Annotated in this window: 10 protein-coding genes; 5 read left to right on the top strand and 5 right to left on the bottom strand. The window is 73.9% G+C overall.

The annotated features are described in order from the left end of the window. The first annotated feature begins 80 nt into the window (after nucleotides 1-80). The gene (locus ACH47X_RS05935; protein ID WP_397402331.1) at nucleotides 81-1,862 is read left to right on the top strand and encodes a potassium channel family protein; all 1,782 of its coding nucleotides are present in this window, start codon (nucleotides 81-83) and stop codon (nucleotides 1,860-1,862) included. 49 nt (nucleotides 1,863-1,911) lie between these two features. Further along, entirely contained in the window at nucleotides 1,912-3,210 is a 1,299-nt protein-coding gene (locus ACH47X_RS05940; protein WP_397402333.1) for an APC family permease, read from the top strand. Here the strand turns inward: ACH47X_RS05940 and pdxR are convergent. Beyond that, entirely contained in the window at nucleotides 3,155-4,567 is a 1,413-nt protein-coding gene (pdxR, locus tag ACH47X_RS05945; protein ID WP_397402335.1) for a MocR-like pyridoxine biosynthesis transcription factor PdxR, read from the bottom strand. The genes ACH47X_RS05940 and pdxR overlap by 56 nt on opposite strands. A gap of 122 nt (nucleotides 4,568-4,689) precedes the next feature. Here pdxR and ACH47X_RS05950 point away from each other — a divergent pair, with 122 nt between their 5' ends. Together ACH47X_RS05950 and ACH47X_RS05955 are read left to right on the top strand one after the other, a co-directional pair. After that, a complete protein-coding gene (locus ACH47X_RS05950) occupies nucleotides 4,690-6,513 on the top strand; it encodes a hypothetical protein (protein WP_397402338.1) in 1,824 nt (607 codons plus the stop codon). Between the two features lie 75 nt (nucleotides 6,514-6,588). Next, entirely contained in the window at nucleotides 6,589-7,221 is a 633-nt protein-coding gene (locus tag ACH47X_RS05955; RefSeq protein WP_397402340.1) for a metallophosphoesterase, read from the top strand. 154 nt (nucleotides 7,222-7,375) lie between these two features. On the opposite strand, the gene ACH47X_RS05960 is transcribed toward ACH47X_RS05955, so the two are convergent. Both ACH47X_RS05960 and ACH47X_RS05965 read right to left on the bottom strand, forming a co-directional pair. Continuing rightward, entirely contained in the window at nucleotides 7,376-7,606 is a 231-nt protein-coding gene (locus ACH47X_RS05960; RefSeq protein WP_200836061.1) for a helix-turn-helix domain-containing protein, read from the bottom strand. A 167-nt stretch (nucleotides 7,607-7,773) separates the two neighbouring features. Then, nucleotides 7,774-8,583 carry a metallophosphoesterase family protein gene (locus ACH47X_RS05965; protein WP_397402883.1) on the bottom strand — a complete coding sequence of 270 codons (810 nt, stop codon included), beginning with the start codon at nucleotides 8,581-8,583 and terminating at the stop codon, nucleotides 7,774-7,776. Between the two features lie 80 nt (nucleotides 8,584-8,663). On the opposite strand from ACH47X_RS05965, the gene ACH47X_RS05970 reads away from it, so the two are divergent. Further along, nucleotides 8,664-9,413: a class I SAM-dependent methyltransferase gene (locus tag ACH47X_RS05970; protein WP_397402343.1), complete on the top strand. Its 750-nt coding sequence runs from the start codon at nucleotides 8,664-8,666 to the stop codon at nucleotides 9,411-9,413. Here the strand turns inward: ACH47X_RS05970 and ACH47X_RS05975 are convergent. Continuing rightward, nucleotides 9,379-10,161: a hypothetical protein gene (locus ACH47X_RS05975; RefSeq protein ID WP_397402345.1), complete on the bottom strand. Its 783-nt coding sequence runs from the start codon at nucleotides 10,159-10,161 to the stop codon at nucleotides 9,379-9,381. The genes ACH47X_RS05970 and ACH47X_RS05975 overlap by 35 nt on opposite strands. A 314-nt stretch (nucleotides 10,162-10,475) precedes the next feature. Continuing rightward, nucleotides 10,476-12,995, bottom strand: coding sequence for a tetratricopeptide repeat protein (locus tag ACH47X_RS05980; RefSeq protein ID WP_397402347.1), 2,520 nt, complete (start codon nucleotides 12,993-12,995; stop codon nucleotides 10,476-10,478). Between the last annotated feature and the right edge of the window lie 20 nt (nucleotides 12,996-13,015).

Here is a 13,015-nt window from a genome sequence, read left to right on the forward strand (position 1 = left end):
CGGACGCACTACCGGGACCCTCCGTCGGCGACACGCATCATGCGTGCCGACTGTCGGAGGGTCCCGCTACGCTCGCGCACATGACGGATGCCAGCTCGGGCACGCGAGCGCACTACGTCGTCGTCGGCGACGGCCCCCTCGCCTTCCGCCTCACCCGGGCCCTCGCCAGCCGCTTCCGCGGCACTGTCACGGTGGTGGTGCCCGACCGCGCCTCGCGGTACGCGCAGGACATGGTCGCGCTGGACGACGTCGACCTCGTCGAGGCGGACCGGGTCGACGAGGAGGCCCTGCAGGCGGCGGGCGTCGAGCGCGCCGCGGCGGCCGCGCTCGTGGACCAGGACGACGGCGGCAACGTCGCCCTCGCGCTCCTGCTGCGCGAGCGGTGGCCCGGGTTGCGCGTCGTGGTCCGCATCTTCGACGAGTCGCTCGGCCGGCACCTCGAGCACGACCGCTGCACGGTCCTGTCGTCCTCGGCGTTCTCCGCCCCCGAGATCGTGGGCGCGGCGCTGCGCCGCCAGGTCCGCCTCCCGGTGCGGCACCGTCGCCTGGTCACGGTGTCGGACGAGGAGGAGGCCCTGCCCACCCGCATGGTCCTGTTCGCGTCGGACGACGGCGACGACGTGGTGGCCCTGCCGACCGAGGGCGAGCTGGGTGGCCTGACGCCCAAGGTGCTTCTCGCGGACGCCGGCCCGGACGACGTGCTGCCGGAGGTCAAGGCGGAGCTGGAGCCCGACGAGGACGAGGTGGACCCGCACCGGCGCCGCCGGTTCGGCGACTACCTGCGCACCCTGGCGATCACGTCGGGCTGGAACCTGCTGCTGGCCGCCGCCGTGCTGCTGGTGGTGGTGCTCGTCGGTGCGGTGACCATCAAGCTGGCCACCGGCGCCTCGTTCCTCGGGGCGCTGTACGAGGCGGTGCTGCCGTCCCTGGCGGGCAGCGACCCCGACCACGACGCGCACCCGGTCGTCAAGGTCACCCAGGTGGCGCTGACGGTCGTGAGCGTCGCCGTGATCCCGTGGGTCACCGGTGTGGTGGTCGACGGCGTGGTGCGCACCCAGCGGCTGCTCGACACCGGCTCTCCGCTGCACGCGATGTCGGACCACGTGGTGGTCGTGGGCATGGGCGACCTCGGCACCCGGATCGTGCGGTCCCTGGACCGGCGCGGCGTCCCGGTCGTCGCCGTCGACGTCGACGAGTCGGCGCGGGGCATCGCGGTGGCGCGCGCCCGCGACGTGCCCGTGGTGATCGGCGACGCCCGGCGGGCCACGACCCTGCGCAGCGCGTACGTCGGGGCCGCCCAGGCCATCGTCGTGGTCACGAGCGGCGGCGCCACGACCATCGGGGTCGGCTTCGCGGCCCGCTCGGTCCCCCGGGCCAAGGACGCGCCGCCGAGCCTGCGCACGGTGCTGCGCGTGTTCGACCGCGACCTCGCGCGGCGCATCCGGCGCGAGATCCCTGACTCGGTGGGTCTCAGCTCGTCGTTCCTCGCCGCGCCGTCCTTCGCCGCCGCGATGATCGGCCAGGAGGTCAAGGCCACCATCCCGTACCGGGACCGCGTGCTGGTGCTCGCCGAGATCCGGGTCGAGCGCGGCAGCGCGCTCGACGGCGCGCACAGCAGCGACGTCAGCTTCGACGAGCCCGGCGCGGCGCGCAGCCGCCTGCTGGCGTTCGACACGGTGACCCACTCGAGCGGCGGGGGCGGGCGCATGTTCGAGCCGTCGCAGGGCCGCCCGCTGAACCCGGGTGACCGCGTCTTCGCCATCGCGACCACGACGGGGCTGCTGCACCTGCGCGAGCTGGCGGCGGCGGCACCGGTGAGCCCGGCGGCCCTGGCGCGGGCGCCGATCGGCCTGAACGACTGACCCGGGATCGGCCCGTTCGCCGGTCCATTACGACCCTAGGTTCTAGGTCATGAAGAACGGTCTCAGCGTCCCCCAGGGCGCGGCGCTCACCCTCGGCGCCATGCTCGGTACCGGCGTCATCTCGCTCCCGGCGCTGGCCGCCGGCGTCGCGGGCCCCGCCTCGCTCGTCGCCTGGGGAGCTCTCGTGCTCCTCTCCGTCCCGCTCGCCACGACGTTCGCCGCCCTGGGCGCCCGGCACCCCGACGGCGGCGGCGTGGCCACGTACGCCCGGCTCGCGTTCGGCGAGCGGGCCTCGACGATGGTCGGCTGGGCGTTCTACGCGACCATCGGCGTGGGCGCGCCCGCCGCGGCGGGCTTCGCGGGCGCCTACGTGGCCGACGCGACCGGCGGCGGCGTCGGCACCGCCCTGACCACCACCGTGGTCATCATCGCGGTCTGCGCCGTCATGAACTGGTTCGACCTGCGGGTCTCCGGCACCGCGCAGCTCGTCATCGCGGGCACGGTCGCGCTGCTGCTCGCCGTCGCCGTCGTGGTGGCGCTGCCGCACGCACAGCCCGGCAACCTGACGCCGTTCGCCCCGCACGGCTGGGGCGCGGTGGGCTCGGCGGCGGCGCTGCTGGTCTGGGCGTTCGCCGGGTGGGAGATCCTGGGCTCGCTGTCGGCCGAGTACCGGGACCCGGCCCGCGACATCCCGCGGGCCACGGCGATCGCGGTGGCCGCCGTCGGCGTGCTGTACCTCGGCGTCGCCTTCGCGACGGTCGCCGTGCTGGGCCCGACGCCGGGGCCTGCGCCGCTCTCGGACCTGCTGGTGCTCGGGTTCGGCGAGCACGCCCGGCCCGTGACCACGGTGGTGGCCGTGCTGCTGACCGTCGGGGCCATCAACGTGTACTTCGCCGGTGGCAGCCGGATGGGCGCCGCGCTGGCCCGCGACGGCGCGCTCCCGGCCTGGCTGGGCGCCGCGCCGGGCCGCACGCCGCGCCGCTCCCTGGCGCTGATCACGGTGGTGGCGCTCGGCACGACGGCGACCCTCGCCCTGCTGCACCTGTCCACGGACGCGATCCTGCTCATGGCGACGGCCACGTTCTCGCTGCTCTACGTGGTGGGCACCGCCGCGGCGCTGCGGCTGCTGCCCCGCTGGCGCGCGTCCTGGTGGTGCGCGGCGGTGTCGCTCGCGGCGGCGCTCGGCCTGCTCGTGATGACGGGCGCGCACATGACCGGGCCGGTGCTCGCCGCGCTGGGCGGGCTCGCCTGGACCACGTGGCGGCGGCGCCGGGCGCGGACCGCGACGCCCGTCACGTCTCCAGCAGCCGCCCCAGCGTCTGGATCCCTGGCCGGATCGAGCTCGTGACCGCGGCGCCGACGCCGAGCACCACCCCGTCGCGGTGGGGCCCGGTCGCGAAGGCGGCCAGCGACTCCAGGCCGACCGACCGGCGTCGGGCCCGGGCGACGAGGGTCTGCGAGCCCACGGGGACGCCGCCCGCGAGGTAGGCCGCCACGTGCAGGCCGGCGGCCGACGGGACCACCTCGAGCGGCAGCCCGGCCAGGGCGTCGAGCAGGATCTCGTGCCGCTCGGCGTAGACGGCGGACGCCTTGCGGACGTGCCGGGCCAGCAGGCCGTCGTCGATCAGGCGCGCCAGCGCCCCCTGCACGTGCACGGCCCCGTGCCCGTCGGTGAGCTGCCGGGCGGCGAGCAGCGCGTCGCGCAGCGACGGGGGCGCCACCAGGTACCCCACGCGCAAGCCGGGCAGCAGCGACTTGGAGAAGGTGCCCACGTAGACCACGCGGCCGTCGCGGTCCAGGGCCTGCAGCGGCTCCAGCGGGCGGTTCACGCGGCGGAACTCGCTGTCGTAGTCGTCCTCGACCACGGCAGCGCCGTACCGGGCCGCGTGCGCCAGGAGGGCACGGCGCCGGGCGAGCGACAGCGGCATCCCGAGCGGGAACTGGTGCGACGGCGTGGTGTAGACCAGCCGGGCACGCGCCGGGATCTGGTCCACGACCAGGCCGTCGGCGTCGACCGGCACGGGCACCACCTCGGCCCCGTGCAGCGCGAAGAGCTCGCGTGCCTCGGGGTAGCCAGGGTCCTCGACGGCGACGACGTCGCCCGGTTCGAGCAGCACGCGGGCGACGAGATCGAGGGCCTGCTGCGCGCCGGTGGTGGCCACGACGTCGTCGGCCCCCACGCGGACGCCGCGGTGGCCCGCCGCGTACCGGGCCACCGCGGCGCGGAACCGGGGCAGGCCCGCCGGGCCGCCGTACGAGCCCGCGACGGGGCCGCCCGCACGTGACTCGGTCGCCAGCAGCCGCCGCCAGGTGTCGAACGGGAAGAGGCCCGCGTCGGGGATGCCCACCCGGAAGTCGTGGGCGGGGGCCGGCCGGTCGCCGCTCGCGGGCCGCACCTGCCAGCGCCAGCCGGCCCGGGGCCGCAGGACGCCGGGGTTGCGGGGGCGTGCGGGCGCCGCGTCGCTCGCCGCCGCGGTGACGAAGGTCCCGGCGCCGGTGCGGGTCTCCAGGAATCCCTCCGCGACGAGGCGCTCGTACGCCGTGGCGACGCTGGCGCGCGAGACGCCGAGGTCGCGCGCGAGGTCACGGGTCGAGGGCAGCCGCTCCCCCGCCGGCACGCGGCCCGTGGTCAGTGCCGAGTGCAGGGCGCGGTAGATCGCGTCCGTGCGTCCGGTGCGGCTGCTGAGCTCCACGGCGAGATCCATCCGCCGATCATGACGCATCGGGCGCGCCCGCTCGTCACAGTTCGGACTCAGCGGATAAATCACCCGGTCAACCGGCGGTTTTCGGGCTTTTCGCCCCCGTCGCGGATCTAGCATCCCGGCACATGAGCACCGATACCGCACCGGACGCGGCCCCGACGGGGGAGCCGGCCGGCGCGACATCCAAGGGCCATGACGCGGCCGAACAGGTCGTCTCCGAGCCGAGGTCCGAGGCGGCGGCACGGGCGGCGGCGTGGGCGGCGACGGCTCGGGCGGCAGCCACGGGGGCAGGGGCTCCGAGGAGGGCGCAGGCCGCGTCCCCGACCGGGGCCGAGGCGACGACCGAGGCGTCGTCCGACACGACGTCTGAGGCGTCGTCGACGGCCGAGGCGACGCCCGACGCGAGGTCCGACCTCGCGCCCGACACCACGCCCGGCCCGTCGCCTGAGGCGGCCCCCGCGGCGACGCCGGACCCGGGCGTGCCGGACGAGGCGCCCGGCGACCTGCCGCCGTCGACCCGCCCGCTGACCACCGCCCTGCTCAACCTGAGCGGCCTCGGGCTGGGCTACCTGCACCTGCGGGCGTGGCCCCGCCTGGTCGTCGCCCTGGCCGCGACCGCCGGCCTCGCCTGGGTCGCGCTGCCGATCGGGCGCGAACCCGTCGCCGCCTGGTGGGCCGTGGGGTACGCGGGCGCGCTCGCCCTGTTCGCCCTCGACGCCGCGCTGCTCGCCCGGCACCGCGCCCGCCGCACGGCCGGGTCCGCGAACCGGCGCCGCACGACCTGGTCGCCGCGCACCGCGGGCCGGCTCGCGTGGGCGACGCTCGCGATCGTGCCGCTGCTGGGCGCGGGGTACGCCGTGGCGCAGCACGAGGTGCTGGAGGCCCACCTGGCCTTTGACCTGGAGCGCGCCGAGGCGAGCCTGGAGTCGACGGGCACGGCGTTCGGCCCGTTCAGGAAGACGTACGACGCCGCGTACGCGACCTACCTGGCAGTAGCGGCGGACCACCCCGCGACGCGCGCCGCCGACCGGGTGCCGGGTCTCATCGACGACCTGTACGCGCAGGCCAAGACCGACGACCCGTGCACGGGGCTCGTCGTCGTCCGGCACTTCGCCGAGCCCGGCACGCCCGGACCGCTGCAGGGGGTCGCCGAGAGCGAGATCCCGGGCGCGCTGCACGACTGCGGCCTGCGCTCCGCCGAGGCCGGCAACTTCGACATGTCCCGGACCTACCTCACCGAGCTCCTGGCGGACCACCCGGCCAGCGGGCCGGCGTCGGCGGTGCCCGGGGACCTCGCGGAGTGGCGCGACGGCGTGCTCAAGGAGCTGAGCGGCGCGAAGCGCTGCACCGACACCGGCGCCGCCGCGGCGTCGGCGGGCTTCCTCGCGAAGTTCGACTCCGGCAAGGTCAGCTCCCTGGCCGACGAGGCTCGCGAACAGGTGCCCGCCGGGCTGCTGAAGTGCGGGCTGCAGGAGTTCGAGCGCGAGCGGTACGCGACGGCGGTGCAGGCCCTGAACGGCCTGGTGGAGTCGTACCCACGGGCGAAGGAGGCCGACTACGCGGAGCGCGTGCGGATCGCGGCGGGGATAGCGCTGGTGGATCCGAAGGCCGGCGTCCGGCTCCCCGCCCGGGACGAGCCCGAGGGTACGGTCACGCTGACCGTCTACAACTACAGCCCCGACCCGTTCGAGATGGTCTTCACCGGGCCGGCGACCGGCGTCGTGAAGATCGACGCGTGCGACGACTGCGAGTACCTCCCGGAGGGCGAGCAGCCCGTGTGCAGCGGCTACTCGCTGACCCTCCCCAGCACCACGATCACCATCCCGGCCGGCGACTACCTGACGGCCACCCGCCGTGACAAGACGGTGCTCGGGTGGGAGGACGACGGCGTCGACAAGGTGTCCTTCACCGCCGACAGCGGGTTCTGCACCTGGTCGTACCGGTACTGACGGCGGGACCCGCCACGCCCGGGCCGCCCAATTCGGTTCCCTCGGCGGCCCGGGCCCGGTTGAATACGCCCTGACATGACTACGTACTACACGTCCGACCTGCACTTCGGACACCTGAACATCATCCGGTTCTGCGACCGCCCGTTCGCGGGCGTCGGGGACATGGACGCCGCCCTCGTGCGGCTCTGGAACGAGACCGTCACCGAGGACGACACCGTGTGGGTGCTGGGCGACGTCGCCCTCGGCTCCCTGGCCGACTCCCTCGCCAACATCGGGCGGCTCGCCGGGCACAAGATCCTCGTGCCGGGCAACCACGACCGCTGCTGGGAGGGCGACCGCGCGCTGCGCAAGGGCGAGCCGGACGCGCGCGAGCGGCGTCGGGCCACGGAGCACGAGCGCTACCTGGCCGCGGGCTTCGCCGAGATCCACGACCGGCCCGAGCCGGTCGTCGTGGGCGACCGGACCGTCGAGCTGTCCCACTTCCCCTACGAGGGTGACTCGCACGGCGCGGACCGGTTCGTCGAGTACCGGCTCGCGGACCGAGGCGGCTGGGTGGTGCACGGCCACGTGCACGACACCTGGCGGCAGCGGGGGCGGCAGATCAACGTCGGCGTCGACGCCTGGGGCGGCCGGCCCGTCTCCGACGCGACGATCGCGGGGCTGATCGCCGCCGGTCCGCGCGACCTGGAGCCGCTGGGCTGGGCGTGAGGCCGGCCCGGTTCGGCGCGGTCCGGACATGACAAGAGCGCACGTTCGCGGTGATGAACGTGCGCTCAGGCGTCAGGGTGCGTGGCTTCGCAGGTTCGCGGGCCGCACGCACTGCGTCAGCGGAAGCGCCAGGGCGTCTGCCGCCGCGCGGGGGTCATGCCGATACGAGCGACTCCGAGTCGCGGTGCTCACGGTCGAACTTGTAGGACTCGATCTCAGCGGCGCTGAACATCAGGTCCGACCCGACCATGTGATAGTCGATCTCACCGGCCTCGAGCAGGTCGATGACGTGCAGCTTGGACACGCCCAGCATGCGGGCGGCCTCGAGCGTCGTGAGGTCCTTGTGCTGATTGCTGGCTTCGGCTTCCAATGTGATCTCGTTCACACGGCCAGTCTTGCGCGTTCCGGTGCCCAGAGTCCAGTCGAATCGGTGCGAGTTTCGATATCCACCGATGATTCTTTTCTCCGCAAGACCGATGCGCCGGGCAATTACTCACGCCTGTCGCGGGGATATTCCTGGCATTGATCGCGCGCCCTTCGCTACGCCGCTGGTCACGGCGCCTGGAGCCCCCGATATACCGCGGTCCGCAGCTCCGTGGCGTACGGCGCGAGCTCCGGCATGCCCAGTCGGGCGGCGACGGCGATCTCGGCCTCGGCGTCGTACGGCACGCGCACGAACTGCAGGCCGAACGGCGCCGGCCCCGGCTCGCCGACCACGCCCTCGAGGATCACGTACCCGGGGACGGGCTCGTCCAGGGGGTTGCCGACGCTCCCCACGTTGAACAGCGTGCGCCCCTGGTTCATCTCGAGGAACGCCTCGTGGATGTCGCCGTAGCCGACCATCGACGGCGGCGTGCCGTCGCCCGTCATCGGGGTGTTCCGGAACATGCCGTCGAACTCCTCGGCGGTGTGCCGGGCACGCACGCGCACGTGGGGGCTCGTGGCCGAGGCGTGGAACAGCCGGATGTGCCGCCCGCTCAGCAGCAGGTCGTGGCTCAGCGGGAGGCTGCGCAGCCACTCGTGCTGGTCGGCGCGCAGCTCGTCACGCCACCAGACCATCCCGGGGGACGCATCGTCGCCGAGCGTCGGCAGGAAGTCGTCCCAGTTACCGCGGATATTGACGTCGCACACCTTGCCGCACCTATCCACCACCTCACTCCCCCGGGGCCCTTTCCCGACGAAGTCGCCCAGGTTGATGATCTGATCGACCTCACGCGTCTCGATGTCATCGAGCACCGCGTCCAGTGCGGTGAGGTTGCCGTGGACGTCACTGATGAGGGCAATCCGCTCTAAAGGCACACTGGATCGTGCCACATGCCCATGACGCTCGGGCACACTCCGGCAGCGAACATGGATGTGCATGAACTTGCGATCTCTGCCAAGATCCCACCCAGTTACAGAATCTTCACGATCGATCCCGTCAACGACGCCCGAGGAGCCGAATGCCGGCTGCACCCGCCAGCGCAGAGCCTGCGCTGGAGGCAGACCTCACCTCGATACTTGCGACAAACCTCGTCGCATACCAGGCACTCGCGAGCGAGTACCGTGTCACGTCGAGACAACGCTTGAAGCACGCCGCTGAATGGCTGGCCGTTGTGTTCCAGCGAAATACCCGCAGCAGACGATTGCAGGCGCTCGACATTGGGTGCGCCGACGGATCGCACGCCTATCTTCTCGCAGCACACGGCTATGACGTCACCGGGGTCGATTTCTCCCCACGCATGATTCAGATAGCCAGGTGGCGCTTGCAACGGTTCCGGCTCCGAAAGGATCACCGCCCCCGTTTTCTCACCGGCGAGTTCCACGCCGGCACGTTCCACGATGCGGCAGGCCGTACCGAACTTCTCGGCGACCGCCAGTTCGACCTGGTGGTCGCCAACGCATTCGTCCACCTCTTCCCCCGGCCCTACGACCGCGCCGTGGTGAAGAAGGCTCTCGATCTTGTCGCGTTCCAGGGCACGGCGCTGTTCTCCACCACCATCGAGGACAGCCGCGAGGAGGGGTACTTCGTGAAGTACCGATCCGACGGGACGGGCGTAGACCGGTGGCGCGGGCACTATCCGAAGGACGAGTTCCTGGCCTTGATCCGAGACGCAGCAGGCGAGCCGTTCGACCTGCAGGACGCGACCTCAACAGACATGCGAGGAAGGTCCTGGCTCACCATCGCCGCACGGCGCGCAAGGGTCGGATAGGGACCGTCGCGGAGAAGTCGTATCCGCTCAGGTCGGAGATCGCGTCGACGATCTGCGACACCACGGACCGGTCCCGCGGCCCGTCCCGGTAATAGCGGACGCCGAACCGGATACGCCGGAGAAGTCGACCTGTCACGTGGAACTCGACGAATCCGTTCGCCTCCGGCGTCCCGGGCTCAGCGATCGTCGCTCCGAACGTGGAGATCGCACGATAGGTATGCACCCGCACCCTCTCCTCGGCGCACTCGGCGTTGACCTCGCGCGCGATCGCCTGAAGGTCACGGTGCGCCTTCTCGATCCGGAGCAACATCCTGGGCTCGTCGTAGAAGCGTCCGACCACCCCTGCCATGCCCACGCGCCAGCGCAGCCAGCGCGGGTCGACCATCACGAAATGAATCTCCAGGCCGTTCAACGCCGCCGTACGAATCAAGTCACCCTCGCGCGAGACGTTGGTCATACCCACGCCGTGGACGATCAGCCGACGGCGCGCGCCGAGCAGCGTCTCCGAGAACTCCGCGCCTCGGACCCGCTCGCGACCCGCCGACACGACGCCTCGCAGCTCGCGCCGGGCCTCCTCCGCTTCCTCCTCGGCCCGCGCGGCGGCCGCCGCCACGCCGAGCGACTGCCTGATGCGCCGGACGAGGACCGCGGCCGCCACGAGCACGAGCGTCGCCGAGGTGCACACGACCACCGCACTCGCGACCCACGCCGGCACGACGTCAGGAGCAAACGTGAGCAGCAGGTTCATCGAGACACCGAGCACGACGACCAGAAGGCCCCCGCCAGCCCACCGACGCCCCGGGCCACGCCCACCGGTCGCCGTCCGGCCTGCCGGCCGATCCGCGACCAGGAACTCGGGAAGGTTCGCAGCCCCGCGGCGACCACGAGCACCGGTACCCGATGTCAGGAGATCAGCACTTGCCCATCGCTTCACCTGGACCACCTCAGGCTCAACCGAAGGCCCGCCAGCCCCGCTGGAGATTCAAGCCTTGTCAAATTTTTGCAAAGTCTAGCGGGTTCTGGACACTTTGGTACAGACTGCTCAATTTCCGTGTCGCGAAACTACGCCGCCACCAGTCCCCCGAGCTCCTGCGCCTCCGCCCGCGCCCGCCGGGCCTCGTCGAACCGCTCCTGGTCGTGGAGCGTGAGTGCCAGCGTGCGCAGCGCCTCGGCGAGCCGCGGCCGGTACCGCGCGGCGTTCTCGGCCAGGAGCTCGCGCAGCAGGGCCACGGCCTCGCGCACGAGCTCGACGGCCTCGTCGCCGAGCTTGAGCACCGTGAAGATCGCACCAAGGTTGCTCAGTGACTGGGCCAGCCGGGGCCGGTACCGTTGCGGGTCCGCGTCGACGAGGTCCCGCCAGACCAGGGCCGCCTCGTGCTCGGCGTCCAGCGCCTCCTGCGACCGGTGCAGCCGGGAGTGGGTCACGCCCAGGGCCGACAGCGCCTCGGCGAGCTCCGGGACGTGCCGGGCCGGGTCCTCGGCCGCGAGCCGGCGCAGCACCTCGACGGCCTCCTGCTGGAGCGAGGCGCCCTCCTCCCACCGGCCGACGTCGGACAGCCCCGTGCCGAACGCCCGCAGCGACCGGGTGAGGTCGGTGAGGTACCGGCCCGGGTTCTCCAGGGCGGTCCGACGGCGCAGCGCGACGGCCTGCCCGAGGTGGGCCAGGGCCTCCTCGGCCCGGTCCAGGTCGAGCAGCGCGTCGCCCATGGCCTGGAGCGCGTCGGCGAGACCGGGCAGGTGCCGGTCGGGGTCGGCAGCGGCCAGCCGGCGCTGCAGCTCCAGTGCCTCCTCGGCCGGGTCCAGCGCCTCCGCGCCGAACCCCAGCTCCCGCAGCACGCGCGCCACGCCCGTCAGGGACCGGGCCAGGTACGGGGCGCACTGGTCGGGACGCCGGCGGGCGAGCTCGCGCCAGAGGGCTTCGGCCTCCCGGGCCGGTTCGAGCGCAGCCGACGGCTGCCCCAGGTCGGTGAGGAGCGCCGCGCGGGTGTGCCGTGCCACCGTCAGGTCGAACCGGGCGGTGGCGGGATGGTCGGCGGCGGCCAGCCGTACCAGCGCCGTGGCCTCTTGCGCGTGGCGCAGCGCCTCGGCCGGGCGTCCCTGGACCGCGCACGTGGCGCCGAGGTCGGCGAGCAGGCCCGCCAGGCGCGGCCGGAACCGGTCGGGGTCGACCTCGGCCTCCGCGCGCAGCAGGGCGACCGCCTCCCGCTGGTAGGGCTCCGCGTCGGCGGCCCGGCCCGCCTCCTCGAGCGCGGTCCCGGCCTCGCCCAGCGCGTCGGCGTACCGCGCCGCGTCGTCGCGGCCGGTGGCGGCCAGGGCCCGCAGCGTCACCTCTGTGCGCAGCTCGCCGAGCGTGAGCGACGGGCGCGGGAGCACGCCCGCGACGGTGCGCAGCGTGTCGGCGTCGCCGGGCAGGATCGCGAGCGTGGCGCCGAGGCCGTCGAGCGCGGCGTCGAGGTCGCCGGTGCGGCCGTCGAGCCGGTCGGCGACCATCCCGGCCGTGCGCAGCGCGGCCCTGCGCAAGGACGGCGCGCCCGCACCGCGCAGCGCCGCCCCGAGCAGCTCCGGCACGTCCGTGAGCTCCCCCAGGAGGTGCGGGTCCACCAGGGCGCCCGGCAGGGCCCGGTGCGGGTCCAGGTCGAGCAGCCAGCGGCCGACGGCGTGCTCCGCGCCCGCCCGTACGCCCGGCAGGACGGCGGCGACGCTGCGCACCAGGCGCTCGGCCGCGCCGGGCGTCCGCACGCCGGTGAGCGTCGCAGCGGCGACCAGCCCGTCCAGTGCTGCCGGACCGAGGCCCGCGTCGCCGAGCAGCCCGGCCTCCTCCACGGAGCGGAACCAGGTCCAGCGCTCGTGCTCCAGGAGCTCGTCGAGCGTGTCGGACACGTCGACGGGCAGCACGCCCCGCGGTCCCTGCTCCTGGGCGCGCAGCACGGCGCTCAGCGCCGCGGTGTGCAGGTCGAGCATCCGGGCGCCGCCCGGGACGGAGGCGACCGAGACCTGCGGCACGGCCAGGCCCAGGGCCTGCGCGTACGGCTCGGCGAACGCGGCCACGACCCGCGCGTCGACCTGCCCGGGCAGGACGGCGTCCGGCAGGCCCGCGGGGGCGCGGCCGTCCTCGAGCAGCTCCCGGAGCACCGGGTCGAGCGTCCCGAGCCGGTCGAACCACGGGCCGGCGGACCGCTCGACCAGCAGGACGCGGAGCGCGCCGTTGCGCCCCCGTGCGGCGGCGGCCAGGAGGTCCGCGAGCGCCGGGCCGCGGGTGCCGGCGTCGTCGACGAGGAGGAGGGCGGGGGCTCCGTCGGGGACGAGGGCCAGGGTCTGGCTCTCCGCGCCGTCGGGCACGTTCAGGCAGGTCCAGCCGGCGCGGGCCATGTGGTGTGCGAATTCGCGGGCGAGGCGGGTCTTGCCGACGCCGCCCGGACCGGTGACCAGCCGGATCCCGACGGGGTCCGGGCTGGTGCACCACACGGCGAGCGACGCGAGCTCGGCGGTGCGCCCGACGAACGGGACGATGCGTCGTTCCGGCGCGAGCAGCCGCCCCGGCGACGTCGTGTGTGCGGCCCCCGCCCGGGGCCTTGACGACAACGTGGACACTCCGTCAGTGA

It is taken from the genome of Promicromonospora kroppenstedtii, from assembly GCF_044389675.1.
In the GTDB taxonomy this organism is placed as follows: domain Bacteria; phylum Actinomycetota; class Actinomycetes; order Actinomycetales; family Cellulomonadaceae; genus Promicromonospora; species Promicromonospora kroppenstedtii.

Coding starts and splice junctions, on each gene's coding strand:
- ACH47X_RS05935 (WP_397402331.1), top strand. CDS start 81: ATGACGGATGCCAGCTCGGGCACGCGAGCGCACTACGTCGTCGTCGGC.
- ACH47X_RS05940 (WP_397402333.1), top strand. CDS start 1,912: ATGAAGAACGGTCTCAGCGTCCCCCAGGGCGCGGCGCTCACCCTCGGC.
- pdxR (WP_397402335.1), bottom strand. CDS start 4,567: ATGGATCTCGCCGTGGAGCTCAGCAGCCGCACCGGACGCACGGACGCG.
- ACH47X_RS05950 (WP_397402338.1), top strand. CDS start 4,690: ATGAGCACCGATACCGCACCGGACGCGGCCCCGACGGGGGAGCCGGCC.
- ACH47X_RS05955 (WP_397402340.1), top strand. CDS start 6,589: ATGACTACGTACTACACGTCCGACCTGCACTTCGGACACCTGAACATC.
- ACH47X_RS05965 (WP_397402883.1), bottom strand. CDS start 8,583: ATGCACATCCATGTTCGCTGCCGGAGTGTGCCCGAGCGTCATGGGCAT.
- ACH47X_RS05970 (WP_397402343.1), top strand. CDS start 8,664: ATGCCGGCTGCACCCGCCAGCGCAGAGCCTGCGCTGGAGGCAGACCTC.
- ACH47X_RS05975 (WP_397402345.1), bottom strand. CDS start 10,161: ATGAACCTGCTGCTCACGTTTGCTCCTGACGTCGTGCCGGCGTGGGTC.